The sequence below is a fragment of the Calothrix sp. FACHB-168 genome (genome assembly GCF_963889195.1).
GTDB lineage: Bacteria > Cyanobacteriota > Cyanobacteriia > Cyanobacteriales > Nostocaceae > Aulosira > Aulosira anomala_A.
In genome coordinates this window covers 167,100-190,568 of sequence record NZ_CAWPNJ010000001.1, presented here as the reverse complement: position 1 = coordinate 190,568, position 23,469 = coordinate 167,100, and the positions used below count along the sequence as shown (strand labels likewise).

Here is a 23,469-nt window from a genome sequence, read left to right as displayed (position 1 = left end):
GTGGGCTAAAATGCTTTATTTTTATAGTTTGTGTAGACAAACTTGGTATAGTAGCCGTAGCCGGAGGTAATGGCGACTGTGAAAACACACCCTAGCCTCTAACCTCTATTTACTTAACTTCACTGGGTTCAAACTTAGTTACTTTACCTTTCTTGATGGCGACAACTACATCGTAGGTAGTACAGTAAGCGATGGTCACATCGTTGGCTTTGTTGTAAAGATTAACTACCATACCTGCACCGCCAGGTTGTACAGAAATTGGCTCTAAATCGCCAAAAAAGTAACGGCGTAAAGCGTCACCGCTACCAAATTCACCTTTATGCTTGGAGAGAAATTCAATTTTTTGTTGAGGAGTTAAGCCTGTTGCATCTTTGGCTTCTGCGGCTGAGGCTTGAGCTAGTAAGGGATTGATGGCTTTGATGGGAGCATCCCAAATTGTAAAACAACCAACTAAAGCAACTGTTGTGAGTATGGGGGCGAGTTTCATTTGTGACTCCTAATCTGGTACATCTGGCGAACAACCTCAATATCGTTGTTGAGGCTGAAGCCTGTGTGAAACTCAACTATTATTTTGATGAATTTATGCGTTGAGAAATTTAATTTAGTTCTCAGCGTTTGCTCATACAGGAATGGTAGCTTAAATTAACAAGGTATTTTCAGTATGATGTGAGCCAAAAGCAACTTAGTAGGCAGTGGTAGTATTTTGACTAGAGTAAAGAAACTGTACAGGCTTACCCATAAAATTCCAGGGACAATGTATCTCTGGCTAGCAATTCTAATTTTTGGCTTCTCTAGTGCTATCACCCGTAAGTTAACAGAAATTGGCGCTCAGAATTTAATAGGCGATCGCAATCCCATTTCTTTATGTAATGTTTTATTTGTTGGGAATCTTTGCGCTTTGCTGATAACTATCCCAATTTACTGGCGACAGTGGAAGCCAGCAAAGTTACGCCAGCTATCTAGACAAGACTGGAACAGCCTTACTGTTGTGGCTATTTTATCGGGGGCGTTGGTTCCGGGGTTAATTTTTCAAGCTTTAGCGATCGCACCTGTGAATAATATAGTTCTCATCGGACGCTTGGAACCACCGTTAACTTTGGCTTTTTCTTTTTGGTTATTGCGAGAACGGGTAACTAAATGGGAAACTAGTGGTGCGATCGCGGCATTTATTGGTGTAAGTCTCACCATTATCCTTCAGCCTCCTAGCCAAACAATGATGAGCATGGGCAGCTTGCACTTAGGTTTAGGGGAAATTTTAACAGCGATCGCTGCTTTAGCTGCTGCTATTTCGACAATTATTGGTAAAAAATATTTATCTCACGTGCCTTTAGGCATTTACAGTATATTTCGCAATGCCTTAGGAACTATAATTTTTTTCTGCATTGCTTTAGGGCTATATGGTAGAGAGCATTTTATGGATGTATTCTCGCCTTTTCTGTGGCAATGGATGTTAGTTTATGCGGCGGTGATTGTAGTTCTCGGACAGTTTTTTTGGCTGCAAGGTTTAAGAAATTCTACAGTATCCACAGCTTCTTTAATCGGTTCATTTACACCGATAGTAGGTATCATTGCTGCATTTTTAGTATTAAATGAAGCGCCTAATATGGCTCAATATATTGGTGGTAGCTTGATTTTAGCAGGCATATTTATCAGCCAGCTTGGTATGAAACGTCAAACTTCTCGTGTAATTGCATCACCTCAGTTGAGTTCCACCCAGATAGAACAGAAAATAGACATGAGTATGGGATTTAAAGGACTATAGTAAATCGATTTTAGATTTTAGATTTTAGATTTTAGATTTGGGATTAACCCGGAACAAGCTACTCCTTTGCTCCGGGATTTTAAACACAGCGAATTGCAAGTTGGTGAGGTACAGATAATCGTTGGTTGTAGGGGCATTGGCACTGCCATGCCCCGAAGCGCGTACCTCATTTACCTGAAATATGCTGTAAGTATGGGAACTAGTAATTACCATCCCCAGTCTCATATTTAAGTATGTGTATCTATGTATATCTATTGGCATGATACATAAGTTAAAGGCTTTGAAGATGAATTGTTTAAGATTATTAAGATTGCCTTTCTACAAATTGTTATAGAAAAAAGCTTTAACTCTATTAGAAACTGATTACAGTTGTATGAGCAGATATGAATATTATGAAGCGTAAATTGTTGATTGGTTCTCTGTTTTCTGTATTAGTATGTGTACCTTTTGGTGTTGCAACTACCAGCAAAATATTAGCAGCAAATCCAATTGTGCAAGTGGCACAAGCAAGGTCTGCTTATGACCAATATATGCGTCAAGGCTACACTGCAACTAGACAGAGAAATTATCGCAGAGCTTTAGGACTTTTTCAGCAAGCATTACAAGCAAGACCTGGAGATAGCTATGCTAGTGCAGCTATTAGAAATGTTCAAGGTTATATGCGAGGTCGGAGAACTTTAATCGGCTTTGTACCGGGTAAACCTGGTAGAGTTAGATCTGCCGCATCGAGGGGAACTTGCTTTCAAAATGCAGATGTGGCGATTCCTTTAATTCCTAGTAGTAAGGAAGCTCAACACACTACAAAAGATCATCCTACATTCTTTTTCTACATTCCAAAAACTTCTAAAACAGTAGCAGGACTCGAATTTTCTTTACGGGAAACTCCCGATAGCGATCCTATATATAAAGAAACTTTCCCGCCAGTTGGAGAAGCGGGAATTGTCAGTATTACTTTACCTGCTAATCAACCAGCGTTACAAGCAGATAAAGAATATCATTGGAATTTTTCGATGATTTGCGATCCTAACAGTCGCGATTTAGATATATTCCTAGAAGGCACAATTGAACTCATGCAAGACGAAAACATTGCTGCTCAGATACAGGAAACACCCAAACCTTTAGATCGTGCAGTTCTCTATGCAACTGCTGGCTTTTGGGAAGACGCCATTAGCATTTTAGCTGATTTACGCCGTCAAAATCCCAATAATCCAGAAATTCAACAATATTGGGCAGATTTATTAAAATCCGTGAATTTAGATCAGGTGACAGATAAGCCTTTATTACCCTGTTGTACTCCCCAAAGTTGAGGGGGACAAGGGGAACAAATGACTATTGACCATTGTAGAGACGCGATTAATCGCGTCTCTAACAAATGACCAATGACAAATGACAAATGACAAATGACTAAACAGGGTTCCAAGGTGCAAAAGCGTTCTTGACTCCAGATAGAGAACGATCCAAGCTAGGTAGGTGACGTTGTAGAACAGTTAACATGCCGTTGTTGTCAATCCAGTCTAGACCAAACTGGGTATAAACTTCGGCGCGATAGTCTTTGGTGAAAAAGCGATCGCTCTTTAAGCGTCGAGAAGCCATTAAGATAAATACACGAAAGGCTGTATCGCTAAAACCAAAGCCTTTGGGTAAATCTTCGGCAAACATCCCCACCATTAAATCAACGCTGTTGATATCGTTGTTGTAAACTTCCCGCAGTTCTTTTACCCAGGTTTGATTGCTGGTAATCTCTTCAAAGGATTTTATCCGCCCGCGACCAATTATTTCGCGAAAATCATTATAGCGGGGTACTCCACGTTCGCGATCGCGGAGGATATCAATAGCCGCTAAATCTAAAACTTCGCCGTTGTCGCGAATTAGTTTTTGTAAAGCTTTGGGATAATTGTGCAAGGTAATCGCCCCTGGATGAGCGATACCTAAAGAATAAAATAAATCTGCCAAACCAATTTCTTCTACTACCCCCCTAGCCCTTTTACCTGCGACTTCAAAAAAGTCACCTTTGCGCAGTAATTTACCGTTTCCGTGGGAATAAAACTCAAATTCATCAGGAATTAGGGGATGTAAGCGATATACGCTGACGAATTCTTCTGTAATGTAGTAAGGTGCTGTGTGGTGATCGGTAGGTGAACCAATAATGCCGCTAATTGTCTCACCGTCACCAATCCGCCCGAAAATCCGTTTGATATTTTGACCGAGTAACCCCCACCAGTTAGCATTCATAGCGATTTGCAACGCGGGATGGGCGAGAATACCAGGAGTCCATTCAACGGTATGGATTTTCGCCATTAATGCAGCGTTAATTAATCGCGCATGGTCAAAAAGGTCGTCATCTTTCCAATCTGGGTATTGTTGTTTGAGGCGATCGCAAATTGTGTTATGTTCTCTGACAAACAGAGTATGCAGCAAACTTAAGCCAATCCACCAGTTGTCATTAAAACCTGTGCGATCGATACCATTGGCATCAACTGGTAATAGACCATCATCACCTATAATCAATTTGCCATCAATATGCGATCGCAATTGATCGACCTGCTCTGGATGACTACCATAAATTTGCGAACCATCCCACCAATGGGTGACTTTATTAATAAATGTCGGCGGTGCTGATGTTTCTGTTTGTGGGCGAGTTTCATCGACTAAAGTTTCCTTAATAGCCATCGGTCGATGTTCTTGCGGCCAGGGATCGTTTTCTGCTAAGGGTATGACAATTTTTTTATCTGGTTGGTTATCACCATGAGAAAACCAGTCATGGTTTTGAAATTGAATCCAAGCAGCAGCCAAAATATTTAAAGATTCGGCGGGAATAAATTCATCTCGCCCCAACAACCGTTGACTAATCTCGCGCGGATTGGGGTTAAGGAGATTTTGCCGATCTACTTTCACCTCTGTCAAGGGCACATTCCGCCCTAAGCGAGTATTAACCATCCCCATTTGTGGCTGCTTGAGGTCGTTAAAACTACCGTCAGCAGTCCGCGCTAGCAAATGACGACCATCAGGACTAGGCTGGGGTTCGGGAAGCTTATCTGTGTCTGGTAATTGAGAAGTATCGTGGAGATTTTTCTGTCTCAGTTCTTTGCGAAACCCAGATAATTTTAACAATGCTAATAGTGTTGGTAGACGATGCCAGGGAATTCCAAACATTTGACAAATTCCTTGAGTTTATTTTTAGACTATAATTCTGGTGTTTTCGTTATTATTACTTACAATCAAATTTTCTCAATTCCTGAAGACATAACTATTTTTTAGCAATCTACTTAGCGTTAATATTTATTAAGAAAATAAGGTAAATAACAATAATTCTGCTTTCCTCATGCACTGAACAGATTCATAAGGGAAAAGTGTTTTAGCTCAATTCATATTTGCCAATATAGTTATATTCATTTAAGTTAGTCGGCATAATTAAAGACAACTGGCGATTGTGCAACATAGTTTGGTTGTTGACTGTTGACTGTTGACTGTTGACCGTTGACTGTTGACCGTTGACCGTTGACCATTGACTGCCAACGCAACATTACTAACTTTTGCCCAAAATGAATAGTACCCCAAAGGGTAATATGCAATGAGGCAGAATTATTGAGAATAGAGAATAGAGAAATTTTGTAGCCTTAAGTAAATCGCTGGAAATAAACGCAAATACCCTCAAAACCATGCCTCTTGTACAGACGCGATTCATCGCGTCTCTTTACCCAAATTCATCGCGTCTCTTTACCCAAACTCATGGAGCTATAAAGATGTTTAATCAATTGAAGCTCAAACCATTGCGGATCAGAATTCCCTTTTTAATAGACGTAATCTTTGTTTCCGATCCTGTACAAATCAGACTAATTGAGAAATCTGGGACTGTCGATAGGTTACATAGCTACCCGACAAAATCTTTACCTTGGTGGGTAAAGTTGTATTTCTCCTCAACCAAGTTTCACGATCAACAGCGTGACTTGTGGTTTTGTCCTTTTGAATCAAAAGATAATTCCACTTATTATCCTAGACGAGCGTATTTAGAAGAGAAAGTAGCCTTAAGTTATAGCCAAGAAGATGTGCAAAAAATTGCTGAACTATTAAGAACAGATGCTGATGATGAAGTTTTAGCACATGCAATGGTGCAAATAGTTAATCGCCGATTTTTTGATCAAGATGTACCTTTAGAAATTACTCGTGAGGCAAAAGATACAGTTCAAAGCTTACCGGAAGCCATATTGCCTTGGAAGTATATTCGCGGGAAAAAAGCACAAGCAAAAATTATGAATTACTGTCAAGGTAATTTACCCCAAGGCGTGCATATTCTTGATGTGGGGCATAATATTGGGGAAGTAGTTCAAGCTTCAGCTTTATCTTTAAAAAAATTAAAAGAAAACCTCAATCAGCCAATTGAACGCACATTTACCGATCATGCGCCTACGCCACAAGTACCCAGAATAGCCATTAAAGCATCAACTTTTGACGGGATGTTGCGATCGCCTACTACTCCCGGAAAAACCGTACTATTATTGATGATTGCTAAAGCTGCGGCGGAAATTCAGGATTTATCTTTTACTTTTAGTACTGGGAGTTCTGAAAGAGAGTGCGTGTTTAAAGATTTTTTCCTGAAATTTATGGCTGATTTACAGCAGGAATTGAAGCAAGGCGCATTATAGCTATCGGGTGGGGACTTTTGCGTTACGTTAAAGTTCATATTGAAAGGCGTCAAACTTGTATTGAACAACCTCAAACTTGTGTTGAACAACCTCAAACTTGTATTGAACAACCTCAAACTTGTGTTGAACAACCTCAAACTTGTGTTGAACAACCTCAAACTTGTGTTGAACAACCTCAAACTTGTATTGAACAACCTCAAACTTGTATTGAACAACCTCAAACTTGTATTGAACAACCTCAAACTTGTATTGAAAGTCCGTAGGGTGTGTTATGCCGTAGGCTAACGCACCTTAAATTTTTGATGGTGCGTCGGTGCGTTGCGCTGCGCGACAACACACCCTACATTTACAGATGTAGGTTGGGTTGAGGCTTTGCGAAACCCAACATGAATTCGTAAGGTGGGCATTGCCCACCCTACTACCGTTTTGATACTCGCATGAAGTTCCAGGCTAATAGTCAAAGTCCACTCAAGTGGACTGAAATATACAGTTTAGTCTACTTCAGTAGACTTGAGCTATTAGCCTTGGAATTCATTCCAAGGCGAGATGGGAACGAAGCAGGAGCATTTGAAATATTCCTGCCATTAATAGGGTTTGTGTACACCGTAAAGTGGATTGAGTGGTGGGGTAAAATGCTTGTGGAGTAAGCGTTTGAACTTAATTTGACACCAATAAGCATTATGCTATATTGCATCCACACAAGAACCGCTATATTACCTGCAACATCCCAATTTTATGGAATTTTTTAGAGATATACGGTATAAAATATAAAATCATAGAAAATTTGCGTATTTTAAGGGAACTAAGCAAGCAAAATGGCGAAATATGCATTGCTCATTGGGATGAGTGAGTATGAGTCTCGAAAAATCAATAACTTACCTGGTGTAGTCAAAGATATCGCAGCAATGCAACGTGTTTTGCAGAATTCAGAGATAGGCGGATTTGATGAGGTCAAATTTTTGTCTCATCCTGATTCCCAAGTTATGCTTTCAGAAATTGAGCAGCTATTTATGGAAAAATGCCAGGAAGATGACGTAGTGCTGCTTTATTTTTCTGGACATGGTTATACAGATGAAGACGGAAATCTATATTTTCTCAGTCGCAATACTGAAGTCAATTCCGAAGGTAAACCTAGACTTGCTACAGCCGTAGAGGCCAGATTGATCCATAAAAATTACATGAGTCGCAGCAAATCTAAGCGACAAGTGTTAATTCTTGACTGCTGCTTTAGCGGTGCTTTTGCTGAGGGGATGAGTGCCAAAAATATTGCTAATCTTAGTATTAAAAATGAAATTCGTGAGCAATTAGGTGGTGAAGGTAGTGAAATTGAAAATGAAATTCGTGAGCAATTAGGTGGTGAAGGTAGAGCTGTGCTAACTTCATCAATTCGTGAGCAATTAGGTGAAAATGAAATTCGTGAGCAATTAGGTGGTGAAGGTAGAGCCGTGCTAACTTCATCAACAGCTACACAACAATCCTTTGAAGATCAATCTTTAGGCGGAGTTTACACCCGCTATTTGGTTGAGGGAATTGAAAAAGGATCTGCTGATAGTGACAACGATGGTTTTATTACCGTAGCTGAACTGCATGAATATGCCAAGCGCAAGGTGCAGGAAGAAAAACCAGCGATGACGCCAGAAATCTTTCCAGTGAAAGAAGGTTATACAATTCGTCTAGCTAAAGCACCATTGGACGATCCACAATTAGAGTATCGCAAAGAAGTTGAGAAATATGTAAAAGATGGTGGTGTAACAGATGGTGAAATATCGGAACTGGCACGCATTCTTCTAGATATTAGACAGTCACAACTAAGGTTAACTTCAGAAGAAGCAAAAAAGATAGAAAATGAAGTTCTCAAACCATTCCGTGAGTTTCAGGAAAGCTTACAGAAATATGAAAAAGCACTGACTGCGGTATTACAAAAGCAGCCAAATTTAAGTGACACTAATCGTAAGTTATTAAAGGGATTACAGCAAATTCTCAAACTTCGGGATGAGGATATTGCAGCCATACATAATTGCTTGATTCTTATCAGTTCAGAGACAGGCGTAGACTATACCAAACTGCGCGACTTGCTAGCAGCAGGGAACTGGAAAGATGCTGATATGGAAACATATCGAGTGATGATTCAGGCTTTAGATAAGGAAGAAGGTGATTACTTGAAGTCTGAAGAATTATTAAACTTCCCTTGTACCGACCTCCGCACGATTGACAGCTTATGGGTAAAATATAGCAATGGGCGCTTTGGCTTCAGCGTTCAAAAGGAAATTTACTTGAGGGTTGGCGGTAAGCCAGACGGCGAGTATAACAAAGAAGCCTGGAATAAATTTGGCGCTTGCGTAGGATGGAGAGTGAATGGCAACTGGATAAGTTACATAAGAGTCACTTATGATACCTCTGCCCCTTGGGGACACCTCCCGACCACTTCGAGGAGAGTAATCGACCAAGACCCGCACTTGGACTTTGACAACTGTCGACTATTGCACCAAGTCTTCTCTCGGATCGAGACTTGTAAAGTGTAACATTTAAAGCTTTCAGATATTTATAAAGATTTTTTACAAGCCCCTCATTCACGGTATAATCAACATTTCAGATTTCCGATACCTGGCACTGGGGGCTGATAGCAGTTCGCCTGAATAAATTTTTCTGCTACTTCAAGCACCTCCGTACTCTCAGTTACTTTTTGCTTATCCCAAGGTAAACTCATCTGTCCCGGTGACTTTTTCGACTTACCATCCTTCTTCATTGATGGCAAAAAGCGACTACCCCAGTGATTTCGTTTCTCTGGCTTGGCCTGCAGTCAATATTTCTTATACCAATTTGAAGAATGATCGCTACAAATGTAGGTTGGGTTGAGGAACGAAACCCAACACCCCAACGCCTTGTATATGTTGGGTTTCACGACCTTCTACCCAACCTACGCATCTGTCGCTATTGCACAACAGCCAAGCGTCAGGGAATTTTGGTTAGGAACGAAGCGATTACCCCAAACAATTGAAGTAGGTAGTCAAAGCGGGGTATCGGCAATTTTAGTGAAGAAGCAGGGAGATTTTCCGGCTTTTTGGCGCAAGGATAATTCGTTTATTGAAACGATGGAAGAGTTATATCAGAGAGTGAAGACGAAAAATCAGAATATTATGTGAGTTCAGGAAGAATTCACGATTCACACTTATTCCACAATACCGCCGTCACCCTATAAGGGTGCGGCTAATATAACAAAGCCTGCGAAGGCAGGCTTCGTAGCTTTAGCCCCAGGCTTACAGCCTGCGGGCGATATTTGGGTATGCAAGATAAGACGAATTTAAATAGTGTTTGTGGCACATCAATATATTCTAGAGGGCATGGCAGTGCCAGTGCCCCTACCATTTTGAATTACTGTTATTTTATCGAATTGCGATCGCTTTTGTATTGCAATAGACAATGGGTGGGAGAATGCAATCAAATCTATATCTTCAACCTATGCCCTATAGGCATGTTAATATCATTGCAAACCTGATTAAAGGAATAATATGACAGAACTTAACCTTGACGAAGAGAAAATTAAGCAATTATTTAAAAGCGCACTGATCGAAGTAATTCAAGAACAGAAAGAAGTATTTTCGGATTTGTTAGCAGAAATTATCGAAGATATCGCTCTAGAAAAAGCCATTAAAGAAGGTGAAGATACAGAATTAGTTAGCAGAGAGGAAATTTTTAAGCTTTTGGGAAATAAATGATGATTGTTGAGTTCCGCAAAAGCTTTGCCAAAGATTTGAGCAAAATTAAAATAAAACTTTACTGCAAAGAATACAAACAATAATTGAAGAAGTTGAAAATGCAGTACATCTAGGAGAAGTAAGTAATATTAAAAAACTGAAAACTGATGGTGATTATTATCGGATTCGAGTGGGAGATTACAGAATAGGGTTAAAAATTTCTGATAATCTAGTTGTGTTTGTGCGAGTCTTACAAAGAAAAGATATTTATAGGTATTTTCCTTAATTATGAGCAGCTTTTATGTAAATTGCTCAATCTTTTAATTTTAGTAAAAACAAAAAAGCGATCGCCTTTTCAAAGAGCGATCGCTTTTTACAGTATTTTTGGATGGTTCTATCAAATAAAAACCCTCAAGCTAAATAAGTATTGCGATAACTTTACTTCTGACTCAAGGACAATTCTTGTCTAATTGATTCAGATTCAGACGCGATAAATCGCGTCTCTACAAGATTTAAATTTCAATTGATTTGTCTGATCTAAATCGAGTTGCGATCGCTTACTCTTTTTTTCACCTACAAAAAAGCGATCGCCTTCTCAAGCAGCGATCGCTTTTTCAATTCAATCTCAAATCTTTACACTAAAAGCGTCTGCAACAAAGGCTTATCTTCTGAGATTTTACCTGTCCGCAACCATTCATTTAATTCTTCTGGTGCGACAGCTTGCTTGAGACGTTCCCGCAAAGATGCACCTTCTAAAATCTCTTGTTGCAACAGTTCTTGTGCAGTATCTTCTAGCAATGTCCGGTTATGTTGCAGAATACTTAAAGCGATGTGGTGAGCATTATCTACACTTTGCTTCACTTCTCTATCAATTTCCTCTGCAACTTGGGGACTAATCGAACGGCGAGGATTTCCATAGCCTTCGATAAATTGCTGTTGAATTTTCTCAAATGCTACTGGCCCTAGTTTATCGCTCATACCATAAATGGTAATTGCTCGTTCTGCTAAATCTGTCGCTTTTTGGATATCGTCAGACGCACCAGTAGACACTTTACCAAACACAACTTCCTCAGCCGAACGTCCGCCTAATAAAGTGGCAATTCTACCGCGAATTTCGTCTTCTACCATCAAAAAGCGGTCTTCTTCTGGCATTTGGATTGTATAACCCAAAGCACCAACACCACGAGGCACAACAGAGATTTTTTCTACTTTACCAGCCCCAGGCATTAATGCACCGACGATCGCGTGACCAACTTCATGATAAGCTACGGTCTTTTTCTCAGTTTCATTTAACACGCGAGAGCGTTTCTCTAAACCAGCCACTAAGCGCTCAATCGCTTCGTTAAAATCTGCCATCACTACGGCTTGGCGATTTTGACGGGCTGCTAGCAGTGCGGCTTCGTTGACTAGGTTAGCTAAATCTGCCCCGGCAAACCCTGGTGTACGGATAGCGATAGTAGCTAAATCAACATCATCAGCTAATTTAACGTTACGCGCATGAACCTTGAGAATCGCTTCTCGACCGATTTTATCAGGGCGATCCACGACAATTTGACGGTCAAAGCGTCCAGGACGACGTAATGCAGGGTCGAGGACTTCGGGACGGTTAGTAGCGGCGATAATAATCACACCTGTATTGGCATCAAAACCATCCATTTCCGTGAGTAACTGGTTGAGGGTTTGCTCGCGTTCATCGTTACCGCCCACAAAACCGCCAGCACCAGCACGAGATTTACCCAAGGCGTCTAATTCATCAATAAAGACGATACAGGGTGCTTGTTTTTTCGCTTGCTCAAATAAATCACGAACCCGCGCCGCACCGACACCAACGAATAATTCGATGAATTCCGAACCAGAGATACTGAAGAAAGGAACACCAGCTTCACCTGCGATCGCTTTGGCTAATAATGTCTTACCTGTTCCTGGAGGCCCTACCAACAATGCACCTTTAGGAATTTTCGCCCCTAAGCGGGTGTATTTGTCGGCATTTTTCAAGAAATCAACAATTTCTTCTAATTCCACCTTGGCTTCATCGACACCAGCCACATCCGTAAATTTCACACCTGTGCTGCCATCAGATGAAATCCGCGCCTTGCTCTTGCCTACCGTTAACGCTGCGGGGCCGCCTCCTTGACGATTCATCAAAAACGCCCAAATACCAAAGAAAATTAAAGGTGGCGCTACCCAGCTAATTAAAGTTCCCAGCCAACCATTTTGATCTGGCGGTGGTGCAGCAAACTCAACGTTATTCTCCCGGAGAATCTTTGGTAAATCCAAGTCGATAGCTACTGGTGTAGTACTTAATACCTGTTCTGCTGGTTTACCATCGGGGGTTTGGGTTTTGATCATATATTGAATGCGATCGCCACCAATTACCGCCCGTTCAACTTTACCAGCTTGCACTTGGCTAATAAAGTCACTATAAGGAACCTGGGGCAATTTCGGCCCAAAGAAACTGGGCACAATTAAGTTAAGCAGCAATAAGAAAGTTACTAATATCAAGAAGCTGCCACCAAACTGCCGCCATCTCGAAGGCTTCATTTGATTTTTATTATTAGTTTCTACAGGCATTTTGATGTACCCTCAAATAAATTTTTTTGTAAAGCGGCGGGGCTAGGGAAGGAGGACAATTGTAGAGACGCGATTCATCGCGTCTCTGCTCAAGATTCATCGCGTCTGTGCCCAATGCCCAACAACGTAACCTTAATTGCAAAGTTTTGTTGCAGTTAGGACTATTCTAGAAACTAGATGGCGTAAACCCAATTGGGGTATACCCGACAGAAAAATGCGTATTGCCGAACTTATATGGAAAATAAGCTGGGATTGTTGCTAAAAGTATTTGTACTCTCGACTGTGCTGTCGTTTTTGATTAAATATGCAGCACCGAGTTTGCGGGTTCCGGGGACAGATGCGGTAGCTTTATTGATGGTTTTGTCCCCGCCTGTGATTATGGCGATCGCATTATTCTGGCGATTTCAGACACAAAAACAAAATTAAACCTTCGTCCTATAGACCGCAGTTGCTAAAATCGGCTAACCTAGCTGCATTGTCAGGAATAATGTAGCTAGCCAACTGTCGGGAGTCAGCCTGTGAACTTAGGTCAATGGATTGGCTTAATCGCCATAGTTCTTTCCTTATACATATTGTGGCAAATCAAAGAAGTTTTATTACTGATGTTTGCCGCAGTTGTATTAGCTACTAGTTTAAATCGCCTAGCGCGATGCTTCCAAAGCTGGGGAATGAAGCGAGGCTTCGCCGTTATACTCTCGGTGATAATATTCTTTGCCTTGATTGTGGGCTTTTTCCGGGTAATTGTCCCGCCGTTTGTGACTCAGTTTCACGAACTCACATACCGAGTTCCCCAAGGTTTAGAACGTTTTAATGGTTGGTTTAACGAACTCAAAACCCAAGTTCCCGATCAGCTCATACCTTATATTCCCGATTTAGATAGTTTAATTCAACAGGCACAGCCATTCATTAATAAGCTAGTCGGAAATTCTTTTGCCTTTGTCTCTGGTTCCTTAGAAGCTATCCTGAAAATTCTGTTGGTGCTGGTTTTAACAGGGATGTTATTAGCCAATCCTGGTGCTTATCGCCGCTTATTTGTCCGCCTTTTCCCTTCATTTTATCGGCGGCGAGTAGACGGGATTTTGGATCAGTGTGAAACTTCCTTGGAAGGATGGGTAGTCGGCGCTTTGATTGCGATGGCTGTAGTTGGGCTGATGAGTTTCATTGGTTTATCAGCTTTAGGCGTTAAGGCTGCATTAGCTTTGGGTGTATTAGCCGGATTTTTAAACTTAATACCCAACCTAGGCCCGACATTGAGTATAGTTCCCGCAATGGCGATCGCGCTTTTAGACGCACCTTGGAAAGCCGTTGCTGTCTTGATTCTCTACTTTGTGATTCAACAGGCGGAAAGTAATTTTATTACACCAGTTGTCATGGCGCATCAAGTTTCATTATTGCCAGCCGTGACATTAATTTCGCAATTATTTTTTGTGACGTTCTTTGGGTTTTTAGGATTATTTCTAGCTCTACCTTTAACAGTCGTTGCCAAAATTTGGTTACAAGAAGTTTTAGTTAAAGATGTTTTAGATGAATGGGGGCCGAGTCATCAACAAGAAGCGGAATTAGTCATAGTCTCTAGTTCTGGCAAATCAGACGATCCTTGGAATGGAGAGAATTCCCAGAGCGATCGCGAACAGCCAGTTGATGATGCAGTTCAGCGCGACGAATAAGGCAGAGGGGCAGGGAGCACACTTCGACTTCGCTCAGTGTGCAGGGACAAATGAATATTGTAGAGACGCGATTCATCGCGTCTTTGCCCAATGCCCAATGCCCAATGCCCCATGCCCAATGCCCCATGCCGATTTACCTAGCTTTTGCTTTTAAAAGAATCTAACCATTCTCTAACTTGTTCGCGGGCAACATCCCGTCCACCAAGTCCAAAAGCTAGGGCAATAGCTACAGCGATCGCACCTAGCAACAAGCCAAATGCTAAATTCACAATATCGCTCGCTATCCCAATTTGTCGCAGTGCCATTGCGGATACTAAGGTAATAATAGAAATCCGCGCTACTTGACCTAAAATCCTGGCTTGGGAACTCTCGGAACTAGCAATAATGCTAAATGCTAGGTTGGCTAAAAATAAACCAATGCCAAATACTACTAATCCTGAGAGAATCCGCCCAAATATAATCAGAATTCCCGATACTAACGCTGTTAGGGCAGCAATATTTAAAATATTTACTGCTGCAACTGTGGCAAACAGCATAATCCCGACTAAAACCACAATCCCCACAATTTCTGATGGGGTACGGCTTGGTGTAGATACGGGTGCGCCAGTTTCAGTGTAAACTGCTGTTGGTCTTGGCGATGGTAAACCCAGTACGGCAAATATGTTGTTAAAACCAAAGCTAGTCAGGATACTCGTGACTAAATCGCCAACAAACCGCCCTAAGAAATAACCGAGAATCAGAAGTGCGATCGCAGAAAATATCGCAGGTAAAGCATTGAGGATCTGCTGTAACATAGCGATCGCGGGCACAGATATCGCCTCAATTTTCAAAGCATTGAGAGCTGCGATCGCGACGGGAATCAAAATTAAAATGTAGACAATTGTGCCAACAATATTCGATAGGGGTTGAACTCCTACTGTTGGCGAGATCCCAAATCGACTACCTAAATGGTCAATTCCTGTGGCGCTTAACAAATTGCTAATGACGCGCCGCACGATATTCGCCAAAAACCAGCCCACAGCCGCAATTAAGGTGGCTGCTAAAATATTCGGCAGAATTGACAGAATTTCGGTAATCAGCGCTTTTACTGGTTGTAACGCTTCCCTTAGCCCTAAAGTATCGAGAACGGGAACGAGAAATAATAAAAAGATGAACCAGTACAGCGCATTAGCAATGGTTTCACTAGCTGACAACTGCGCAAAGCCAGATGTGCTATCTTCTGCTTCCTCATTCAAGCGTTCATCTAACCTGAGTACTTGAAGTCCGCGCAATGTCAACACCTTAACCAGCGTAGCCACTACCCAAGCGATACCCAAAAGAATCGCTGTACCCACTAACTTAGGTAAATAGCCTACCAGTTGATCGAGGGAATTATTCAACGGTCGTGAAGCTACTTCCAGTCCGAGAACTTGTAAGACAGCTACCACCGTCAACAGAATAATACTCCAAAAAACTAAGCCAGAGATTAATTGTTCCACTTGGGGAACATCTTCTCGACCTGTTACACCAGAGGCGATGCGGTTATCGATGTTCGTGCGATTCAAAACTTTTCGCGTTGCTGTCGCTACTATCGCCGCCAGCAACCAACCAATTAACAAAATTAATACAGCCGCCAGCACTTTGGGCATAAACTGAATTATCGGGTTGACCAGACCTTGTAAATCAGTAATTCCCTGGCTAACAGCTGGTTGTTCCGTTGGTGGTAGAGTTGGTGATTGTGCTAAAAATTGCTGCACCCTCATCGACAAACCACTTTCTATTACCTGGGTTATTTCCAGCCAATTTGCGTTCATCGTTTTTCGCAATTAAAAGTTAATTGTTAAGCCAGAGTATTTAAACTACTTCTGGCGTGGATTGTGCGGCACAATCCGGCATTCCCGTAAGTTTACGGGCATTTTGCCTAACAATTTACCAGTAAAAATATATTTACTACTTTTATCCAGACTAATTTTTAACATTCAAGATGAGTTAACCCTAAAGACATAGCAATGCTGGGTTTTTCGACTTTTCGACAAATAAGAGAAAACAAAGACTTATATAAGTACTGATAGCCAAAATTAATACAAATAACTAAATAGTCAAAAATTGTCATCTACTGCTTTATTTCTGCTGAAAGCTGAGATTTACTGCTAATTAAGCAATTATTAAGAAGTATAAATACGTAGTATGCTGGTGCTTGGCCTTTAAAAATCAAGTCCAAAGTCATGAAAAATAACTTCATAAGATTCATACTTAGCGGAGTGGTTGTCAGCGTAGGACTGTCGCCAATGTTAGTGCAAGCACAACAGCAGGCTGCTAACGAGCAAGTTGCAGCAATGGTAGAAGCGTTGCGACAAGCCGCACCCCAAACTGGCTCCCAAAACGATGGACTTTATAGTCAATGGCAAGTTAAACCAGAAACCCTCAAAGGTTGGGCTAGAACTTGTTTGAAAAAAGAGATTACACCAACACAGTTTGAAAATAGCCCAGAAATAGCCCGCCAAATTGTTTCCTGTATCGCGCGCCGCGAGTTAAACCAGCAATTGCGCGCCCGTAACAATAATGAAATAGGGGCGGTAAATGGCGTAGCTTGTTGGTGGATGACTGGTCAATACACAGGCTGTAATAGTGGCTTCACTGCTACCTATGTACAGAAAGTTGTTAAATTGTACCAGCAGGAACGTGCGAAACCAGCCACAAATCAAACATCCCGTTAGTACTGCAAAGCAGAAGTCAACAGTCAACAGTCAACAGTCAACAGTCAACAGAATTGTATTCTGGACTTTTACGCCATTTGAAATGGTATTTGGCAGAATTTAGCAAAAATTCAATTATTTTGGCGTTGCTAATTGATGGTTCAACAGCAACGCCATTATTTTGTCAATATTCTTATTTTTAGAGATGATAGTTTAATACCAATTCAAATAATCTTTGCGACACATCAAAATATTCTAGAGGGCATGGCAGTGCCAGTGCCCCTACAATCTGTCGCATTCTTTTTTCTAATTGGTATAACTTAAGTTAAAGTGCGATCGCTCTTAACTCTGAAATTAGCGATCGCACTGACACCTGACTATGTGCAGAATTATTTCTTAGCAATTACCCATACAGCGTGAATAATTCCCGGCAGATAGCCAAAAAATGTCAAGATAATATTTATCCAAAAATCTTTGCCAATCCCTACTTGCAAGAATACCCCTAAAGGTGGAAGAAAAATTGCTGCTAGAATCCGCACTAAATCCATATAAACCTCCTGTAATTTTAATAGCGAACCGATTTACATTGAACCTCTTGAAGATAAAATCAGATGTTTGGCTCAGTCTTACTCTCAAGTAATTAAGCTTGATTTAAGCGAACTATATAATGTTTTCGAGAAGGAGATGGTAAATTTTTTTCTCATTTCCTTTCTGCTGCATTTATAGTCATCTTCAAGCCCTAACTACTGATTTCCAGAAAATTTCCTGACTAGCCACCACTGATTTTTGCTTTATAACCTAGCTTGGTTAAAATCTCCACAATTTTCTGTTTATGATCGCCTTGAATTTCAATTTCATTGTCCTTAACAGTACCGCCTGTACCGCACTGAGTTTTTAATTGTTTGACCAAATCATTCAAGGTTTCGGGTTTGGACTGAAAACCACTAATTACCGTGACAGTTTTACCTTTACGTCCCTTGCGGGTTGCTTGCACTTTTAGATTTTGCTGTTGCGGTGGTAATTCCGCAATCGGTCTTTCTACAGCAGGTGAGTTATCACCCCCAAATTCGCGATAGACGAAATGTTTATCAGAAGAGTTGCCAGAAGACATAGAAGTTAGAAATTTTAATCAAAAGTTAAGAATCAAGTAAATAGGACTTACGCACCAAACACAAAAACCCTCACAAGGGTGGTCAAAAGTCAAAAGTCAATGGTCAAAATTCATGTTTTTGGACTATTGACTATTGACCATTGACAAAAAGCATGAAAAATATCTGACACTGCGTAAGTCCTAGTAAATTCAAAATACACTGGGGAGTAGTCAGATTAGCCACGAGCGATCGCACTTCTTTCTTATCCTATACAGCCCAGACTTTTCTATAATAAAGTTCGTCCCATCGTAGAGATCAGTCCGTGACTACCACTCCCATTTCTCCAAGTACCCCATCTACTGCTTCTGTTCCCGATACACAAGGACGCTTTGGACGCTTTGGCGGTAAGTACGTCCCGGAAACACTGATGCCTGCGCTGGCTGAATTAGAAGCAGCTTATCAGCAATATCGCCACGATCCGGAGTTTCTTAACGAACTACAACAACTGCTGCGAGACTATGTAGGGCGTGCTACACCGTTGTATTTTGCAGAACGCCTAACTGCTCATTATGCGCGTCCAGATGGTACGGGGCCGCAAATTTATTTAAAGCGGGAAGACTTAAACCACACTGGCGCACATAAAATTAATAATGCCTTAGGTCAAGTGCTGCTAGCAAAGCGCATGGGCAAAAAAAGAATTATTGCCGAAACTGGTGCTGGACAACATGGTGTAGCTACAGCCACAGTTTGCGCTCGTTTTGGCTTGGAATGCATTATTTATATGGGCGTTCACGATATGGAACGTCAATCTTTAAATGTATTCCGCATGAAATTAATGGGCGCAGAAGTGCGTCCGGTATCGGCAGGAACCGGAACCCTCAAAGATGCCACTTCTGAGGCGATTCGCGATTGGGTGACAAATGTAGAAACCACTCACTATATTCTCGGTTCAGTTGCAGGCCCCCATCCCTACCCCATGATGGTACGTGATTTCCATGCTGTAATTGGTCAAGAAACTCGCGCTCAAGCTCAAGAAAAATGGGGCGGGTTGCCAGATATTCTCATGGCTTGTGTTGGTGGCGGTTCCAATGCAATGGGATTATTTTATGAGTTTATCAATGAGTCTTCGGTGCGCTTAATTGGCATTGAAGCAGCCGGAGAAGGTGTAGACACTAATAAACATGCCGCTACCTTGACAAAAGGACAAGTTGGTGTATTGCACGGAGCTATGAGCTATTTGCTGCAAGATGGGGATGGACAAGTAATTGAAGCTCACTCAATTAGTGCGGGGTTAGATTATCCCGGTGTGGGGCCAGAACACAGCTATTTGAAAGATACACAACGCGCTGAATATTACAGTGTGACAGATGCCGAAGCTTTAGCCGCCTTCCAAAAATTATCGCGTCTAGAAGGCATTATCCCAGCTTTGGAAACATCCCACGCGATCGCCTACCTGGAAACTCTCTGTCCGCAACTCACTGGTAGCCCGCGAATTATCATTAACTGCTCCGGACGCGGTGATAAAGATGTGCAAACTGTCGCCAAGTTCTTAAATCCTGCATAGTTGGGCATTGGGCACTTGTACTGAGCGAAGTCGAAGTATTGGGCATGGGGCAAAAGGTTCCCGTGCCCTCTTGCTGACTATTTTTAGCTATTGGGGACGCGATCGCTCATATAATTTCACTTTATAAATTGCCAAAAATATCCGTGTTGTCTTTTTTACTGTTAATTAACTACCAATAAATACTGAATTTTAAATTATTAAAATAATATAAAAAGAACATTTCTCTTCAAATTTATTACAGCAATTTCTGTCAAGCAAATAATCTAATACACCATAAATCCGTATAAATTCGCGAAGATATACATTGAATTAATTAATGCAAAATGTAGTTACCGTGACATTTGTCTAAACGATACTACATTATCTTTTTTAAAGATTCACATCATTTTCATATAGCACTAAAGCTAAACAGATTCAGCATAATTAGTAATCTTTAATTGTGTAATTTCGGAGGTGTTTTTTTATAGTTAAGGTAAAGTAATGGCAAACTTTTTAAAGTTCATCAATCCTTCATATTGTCCTAGTATTTATGCTAGGAATAATAAGTTAGAGTAGAGGTCTTACAACTCTAGGCATTCAATAATTTCCATGTTTCGACAAACTGCTTTTGGCATAGCTTTAAGTACGCTTGTCCTTGCTAGTGGATTAACAACTTCTCCTATTTCAGGTCACAGTTCCACAAACAAACCTACTCATAATCAATCTGTATCGATTGCTGCAAATCAAACAGCTGCATCCACTACAGCTTTTAACACAACTGCTTTAGAAAAATCAGTATTTGATAAAGTTAATCGATATCGTGTTTCGGTTGGTTTGCCAAAATTGAGCCTCAATGCAAGTATCACTCGGCAAGCAAGAATTCATAGTCAAAATATGGCTAGTGGGAAAGTTCCCTTTAGCCATCAAGGATTTAAACAACGAGTTACAGTTCTCCCTATTATTTATAGTAGTGCTGGAGAAAATCTGGCTTTTAACCAAGGATATAGCGACCCCGCATCACAAGCTATTGTTGGTTGGTTAAATAGTCCTGGTCATCTCAAAAACATCCAGGGTAAGTATAATCTCACAGGCATAGGTGTAGCTACTAATCAAAAAGGTGAAGTCTATCTCACACAAATTTTCTTACGCACAAACTAGTAGTTTGCCTTAATGACTACCAGCAACCTCTGACAACGAATGAGACAAAGTACTAGAATTTCTGATTTTTTTGCACAATAATAATGTAGTGTCTAATGAAACCTGCTTCTATTGGACACGGGAGCATCCCAAATGTGCAAAAACGCCCTCACCCTATAAGGGTGGGGCTAGAAATACGAAGCCTGCCAAGGCAGGCTAAAAGTTTGATAGCCTGCCTTGGCAGGCTTTGTTGGTATAGCAATACCCTTCTAGGGTATTGCGTCAAAAGTAGGATGCTTCTATTGGACACTGCATTTATTCTTGAGTGATTCATGACATTACAAGATTTTCAGGTAAGCGATCGCGACCTTAGTGACGCTGCACTGACCCAATATTTAAAATCAGAGGCGATCGCAGTTGATACGGAAACAATGGGGTTGTTACCACAGCGCGATCGCCTTTGTCTTGTCCAACTGTGCAACCCAGAAGGTCAAGTAACTGCGATTCGGATTGCTAAAGGACAAACTACAGCACCAAACTTAAAAAAACTGTTGGAAGCAGCTCATGTCCTGAAAGTATTTCACTTTGCACGTTTTGACGTTGCTACCTTGCAACACAACCTAGAAATTAGTGTCAAGCCGATTTTTTGTACCAAAATAGCTAGTAAATTAGCTCGCACTTACACTAATCGTCACGGATTGAAGGATGTTGTGCAAGAATTAGAAAAAGTCGAGCTAGATAAAAGCGCTCAAAGTTCTGATTGGGGTAATGCCGATCATTTATCCACAGAACAACTCAGTTATGCCGCTAATGATGTTCGTTATTTACTCAGCGTACAGCAAAAACTGATTGCCATGCTCAAGAGAGAAGAGCGTTGGCAGATTGCGCAAGAATGTTTTCAAGCTCTGCCAACAATCGTATCCTTAGACTTGATGCAGTTTAAGGATATATTTGAACATTAAAAAAGTCGCAAGTCGCAAGTCGCCAGTACAGTTTTGTAATGGGGATTTAGACACCGCATAACATACTTGCGGCTTGTTAGTAGCCGGTAATTTAAACCCGCCTAAGTTTGTTAATTACCACTAAAATCAGTCATTAGTCATTTGTCCCACCAATGACCAATGACTAATGACCAATGACTAATGACTAATGACTAATGACTAATACTAGACATCTTTTTTCTGCGTTTCTGCGTGTTCTTGCATCCGAGATACAACATTATAGTCTCCAGCGCCAGGAGGAGTTAAAGCTTCAATTGAACCTTCTGTTGGTCCGCCAATAGCTTTCCAAGCCGCCAGACCACCTTTGAGTAAAGATACATGCTTAAATCCAGCAGCGCGAAGAGATTCTACAGATTGAGCGCTTTCTTCATCGCTAGCACCGTAAATATAGATATCCCGGCTTTTATCTATAGATGATGTTGCACGGCTTACCAATTCATCACTAGCCATTGGCATTGCGCCTAGAATGTGACCTTCATTAAAGGTTTGGCGATCGCGCACATCCAGGATTGTAAAGGCTGGTTCACCCCATTCTAAACGAGCCTTGAGTACATGAACATCAGATTGTGGCTCGATGGGTGGCTGTTGGGGAATGATATTATCTACCAGATTAGACATAATTTCTCTTGCTGATGACATTATCAGCAATGTATCGAATCACAGAGTTTTATTTGCTCTTTCTTTGGGATGAATATCAGCAAATTATCTCTTTAGATAGACTGATTACGGTTAATTTTTTTCAGGAAATACCAAAATATTAATCAGTTAAAATTATAAAAATATTTTCACTCTATCCCTAAAACTTAAGGACTGAGTAAATACATAATCATAATTTTTTCTGATTCTGGATTGCATCAATATATATTTAAGTGAAATTATCAAAGTATTATTTACAGGCAATTTAAAATCCTTGCTTGAGAATATTCCCATATTACATATTGCTAAAATTTCTTATATTGATTAAATTTCAAGGCTTTCGCTGATAAGTTTTCTGAGATTGATTTTTTACAGATAATTTTTAGATAAGCGAGTCTAAAAAAATACTAGTTGATAAGCGCGCATCAAGCTCTTAATAATTTAGGTTCAGCTATCTATCGCTTCCAGTAATGCAGGCGTTGTTAGCTGATGCGATCGGACTATTCTCATATTTTTACACAATTCTTCAAACATTTATATTCAGGGTTATTTAGGTAAAAATAGCTGAATTAGAGATTATTTATGGCAAAATCAGATTTAAAATAACAGATAATAACTAGATATCAGCATTTTTCATACCTAGACTGAAGCGAAAAATAAAAATATGAATTTATCTAAATAAAAATTTGTAATAAAACTAATACTTGTTCTTTACAAAAATTTCCCTTGATAGCTAGTCCTAAATAACCAAATCATCTCCGCAACAGATTATATAGAATTATGCAGCATAAAATGTGTTTCCTGATATAATCATGTCAAAACTATAAAAGTGCTAAATTGTCAAAAAAATCATCGGTTGTCAAGAAGTATAAAAGCTAAAGTTCAGAGAAACTTCCGCAGCAAGAAAAGACAGCCAAGTTATGATAGTGGCTATTTCTGGCAAGCAGCAGTAAATTGGGATTAATCATTTGGTTTTGACATATCAGCAGTCGAGGTATGGAAGCATATTGGAAAATATTATTTAGAAATAAAAATTCTGCAAGCATAT

At 40.6% G+C, this 23,469-nt stretch carries 22 protein-coding genes and 1 pseudogene; 14 read left to right on the top strand and 9 right to left on the bottom strand.

Features of this window, described 5'->3' with window-relative positions; all coding sequences use genetic code 11:
* Positions 1-109: 109 nt before the first annotated feature.
* Positions 110-487 (bottom strand): hypothetical protein, encoded by a 378-nt coding sequence (locus tag AACW45_RS00800; RefSeq protein ID WP_190626706.1) that lies wholly within the window; start codon positions 485-487, stop codon positions 110-112.
* 267 nt (positions 488-754) lie between these two features.
* On the opposite strand from AACW45_RS00800, the gene AACW45_RS00795 reads away from it, so the two are divergent.
* Together AACW45_RS00795 and AACW45_RS00790 are read left to right on the top strand one after the other, a co-directional pair.
* On the top strand, positions 755-1,762 hold the full coding sequence (locus AACW45_RS00795) for a DMT family transporter (RefSeq protein ID WP_242046818.1): 1,008 nt from the start codon (positions 755-757) through the stop codon (positions 1,760-1,762).
* Positions 1,763-2,145: 383 nt separating this feature from the next.
* Entirely contained in the window at positions 2,146-3,069 is a 924-nt protein-coding gene (locus AACW45_RS00790; protein WP_190626701.1) for a DUF928 domain-containing protein, read from the top strand.
* Positions 3,070-3,166: 97 nt separating this feature from the next.
* On the opposite strand, the gene AACW45_RS00785 is transcribed toward AACW45_RS00790, so the two are convergent.
* On the bottom strand, positions 3,167-4,915 hold the full coding sequence (locus AACW45_RS00785) for a peroxidase family protein (RefSeq protein ID WP_190626699.1): 1,749 nt from the start codon (positions 4,913-4,915) through the stop codon (positions 3,167-3,169).
* Positions 4,916-5,160: 245 nt separating this feature from the next.
* On the bottom strand, positions 5,161-5,286 hold the full coding sequence (locus AACW45_RS00780; RefSeq protein ID WP_277880174.1) for a hypothetical protein: 126 nt from the start codon (positions 5,284-5,286) through the stop codon (positions 5,161-5,163).
* Positions 5,287-5,505: 219 nt separating this feature from the next.
* Between AACW45_RS00780 and AACW45_RS00775 the strand changes: the two genes are divergently transcribed.
* Positions 5,506-6,405: a hypothetical protein gene (locus tag AACW45_RS00775; protein WP_190626697.1), complete on the top strand. Its 900-nt coding sequence runs from the start codon at positions 5,506-5,508 to the stop codon at positions 6,403-6,405.
* A 17-nt stretch (positions 6,406-6,422) separates the two neighbouring features.
* Positions 6,423-6,668, top strand: a complete 246-nt coding sequence (locus AACW45_RS00770; RefSeq protein WP_190626689.1) for a hypothetical protein — start codon at positions 6,423-6,425, stop codon at positions 6,666-6,668.
* Positions 6,669-6,686: 18 nt separating this feature from the next.
* Here AACW45_RS00770 and AACW45_RS00765 read toward each other — a convergent pair whose 3' ends face one another.
* Positions 6,687-6,812, bottom strand: coding sequence for a hypothetical protein (locus AACW45_RS00765; protein WP_339385070.1), 126 nt, complete (start codon positions 6,810-6,812; stop codon positions 6,687-6,689).
* Between the two features lie 408 nt (positions 6,813-7,220).
* Between AACW45_RS00765 and AACW45_RS38365 the strand changes: the two genes are divergently transcribed.
* From AACW45_RS38365 to AACW45_RS00740, 4 genes and pseudogenes are all read left to right on the top strand, one after another.
* Entirely contained in the window at positions 7,221-8,927 is a 1,707-nt protein-coding gene (locus tag AACW45_RS38365; RefSeq protein WP_190626687.1) for a GUN4 domain-containing protein, read from the top strand.
* Positions 8,928-9,347: 420 nt separating this feature from the next.
* Positions 9,348-9,548, top strand: a pseudogene (locus AACW45_RS00750) (SWIM zinc finger family protein); the annotation flags it as partial.
* A 366-nt stretch (positions 9,549-9,914) separates the two neighbouring features.
* Positions 9,915-10,121 (top strand): hypothetical protein, encoded by a 207-nt coding sequence (locus tag AACW45_RS00745; protein WP_190626684.1) that lies wholly within the window; start codon positions 9,915-9,917, stop codon positions 10,119-10,121.
* A 61-nt stretch (positions 10,122-10,182) separates the two neighbouring features.
* Positions 10,183-10,386: a type II toxin-antitoxin system RelE family toxin gene (locus tag AACW45_RS00740; RefSeq protein WP_242045445.1), complete on the top strand. Its 204-nt coding sequence runs from the start codon at positions 10,183-10,185 to the stop codon at positions 10,384-10,386.
* Positions 10,387-10,733: 347 nt separating this feature from the next.
* On the opposite strand, the gene ftsH is transcribed toward AACW45_RS00740, so the two are convergent.
* A complete protein-coding gene (ftsH, locus tag AACW45_RS00735) occupies positions 10,734-12,671 on the bottom strand; it encodes an ATP-dependent zinc metalloprotease FtsH (RefSeq protein WP_190626682.1) in 1,938 nt (645 codons plus the stop codon).
* 234 nt (positions 12,672-12,905) lie between these two features.
* On the opposite strand from ftsH, the gene AACW45_RS00730 reads away from it, so the two are divergent.
* Both AACW45_RS00730 and AACW45_RS00725 read left to right on the top strand, forming a co-directional pair.
* Entirely contained in the window at positions 12,906-13,097 is a 192-nt protein-coding gene (locus AACW45_RS00730; RefSeq protein WP_190626679.1) for a hypothetical protein, read from the top strand.
* Positions 13,098-13,189: 92 nt separating this feature from the next.
* Complete coding sequence (locus AACW45_RS00725) at positions 13,190-14,338, top strand: AI-2E family transporter (RefSeq protein ID WP_190626677.1); 1,149 nt, start codon at positions 13,190-13,192, stop codon at positions 14,336-14,338.
* A gap of 137 nt (positions 14,339-14,475) precedes the next feature.
* Here AACW45_RS00725 and AACW45_RS00720 read toward each other — a convergent pair whose 3' ends face one another.
* Positions 14,476-16,131, bottom strand: a complete 1,656-nt coding sequence (locus tag AACW45_RS00720) for a mechanosensitive ion channel (protein ID WP_190626675.1) — start codon at positions 16,129-16,131, stop codon at positions 14,476-14,478.
* A gap of 411 nt (positions 16,132-16,542) precedes the next feature.
* On the opposite strand from AACW45_RS00720, the gene AACW45_RS00715 reads away from it, so the two are divergent.
* The gene (locus AACW45_RS00715) at positions 16,543-17,034 is read left to right on the top strand and encodes a hypothetical protein (RefSeq protein WP_190626673.1); all 492 of its coding nucleotides are present in this window, start codon (positions 16,543-16,545) and stop codon (positions 17,032-17,034) included.
* A 368-nt stretch (positions 17,035-17,402) separates the two neighbouring features.
* Here AACW45_RS00715 and AACW45_RS00710 read toward each other — a convergent pair whose 3' ends face one another.
* Together AACW45_RS00710 and AACW45_RS00705 are read right to left on the bottom strand one after the other, a co-directional pair.
* Positions 17,403-17,561 (bottom strand): YqaE/Pmp3 family membrane protein, encoded by a 159-nt coding sequence (locus AACW45_RS00710; RefSeq protein ID WP_190626670.1) that lies wholly within the window; start codon positions 17,559-17,561, stop codon positions 17,403-17,405.
* Between the two features lie 221 nt (positions 17,562-17,782).
* Positions 17,783-18,124 carry a translation initiation factor gene (locus tag AACW45_RS00705; RefSeq protein ID WP_190538356.1) on the bottom strand — a complete coding sequence of 114 codons (342 nt, stop codon included), beginning with the start codon at positions 18,122-18,124 and terminating at the stop codon, positions 17,783-17,785.
* A gap of 302 nt (positions 18,125-18,426) precedes the next feature.
* Between AACW45_RS00705 and trpB the strand changes: the two genes are divergently transcribed.
* The 3 genes from trpB (at position 18,427) to AACW45_RS00690 (ending at position 21,746) form a co-directional block, all read left to right on the top strand.
* A complete protein-coding gene (trpB, locus tag AACW45_RS00700) occupies positions 18,427-19,668 on the top strand; it encodes a tryptophan synthase subunit beta (RefSeq protein ID WP_190626667.1) in 1,242 nt (413 codons plus the stop codon).
* Between the two features lie 588 nt (positions 19,669-20,256).
* On the top strand, positions 20,257-20,805 hold the full coding sequence (locus AACW45_RS00695) for a CAP domain-containing protein (protein WP_190626665.1): 549 nt from the start codon (positions 20,257-20,259) through the stop codon (positions 20,803-20,805).
* A gap of 311 nt (positions 20,806-21,116) precedes the next feature.
* Positions 21,117-21,746 carry a ribonuclease H-like domain-containing protein gene (locus AACW45_RS00690; RefSeq protein WP_190626663.1) on the top strand — a complete coding sequence of 210 codons (630 nt, stop codon included), beginning with the start codon at positions 21,117-21,119 and terminating at the stop codon, positions 21,744-21,746.
* A 204-nt stretch (positions 21,747-21,950) separates the two neighbouring features.
* Here the strand turns inward: AACW45_RS00690 and AACW45_RS00685 are convergent, their stop codons facing one another.
* Positions 21,951-22,403, bottom strand: a complete 453-nt coding sequence (locus AACW45_RS00685) for a rhodanese-like domain-containing protein (protein ID WP_242045428.1) — start codon at positions 22,401-22,403, stop codon at positions 21,951-21,953.
* Between the last annotated feature and the right edge of the window lie 1,066 nt (positions 22,404-23,469).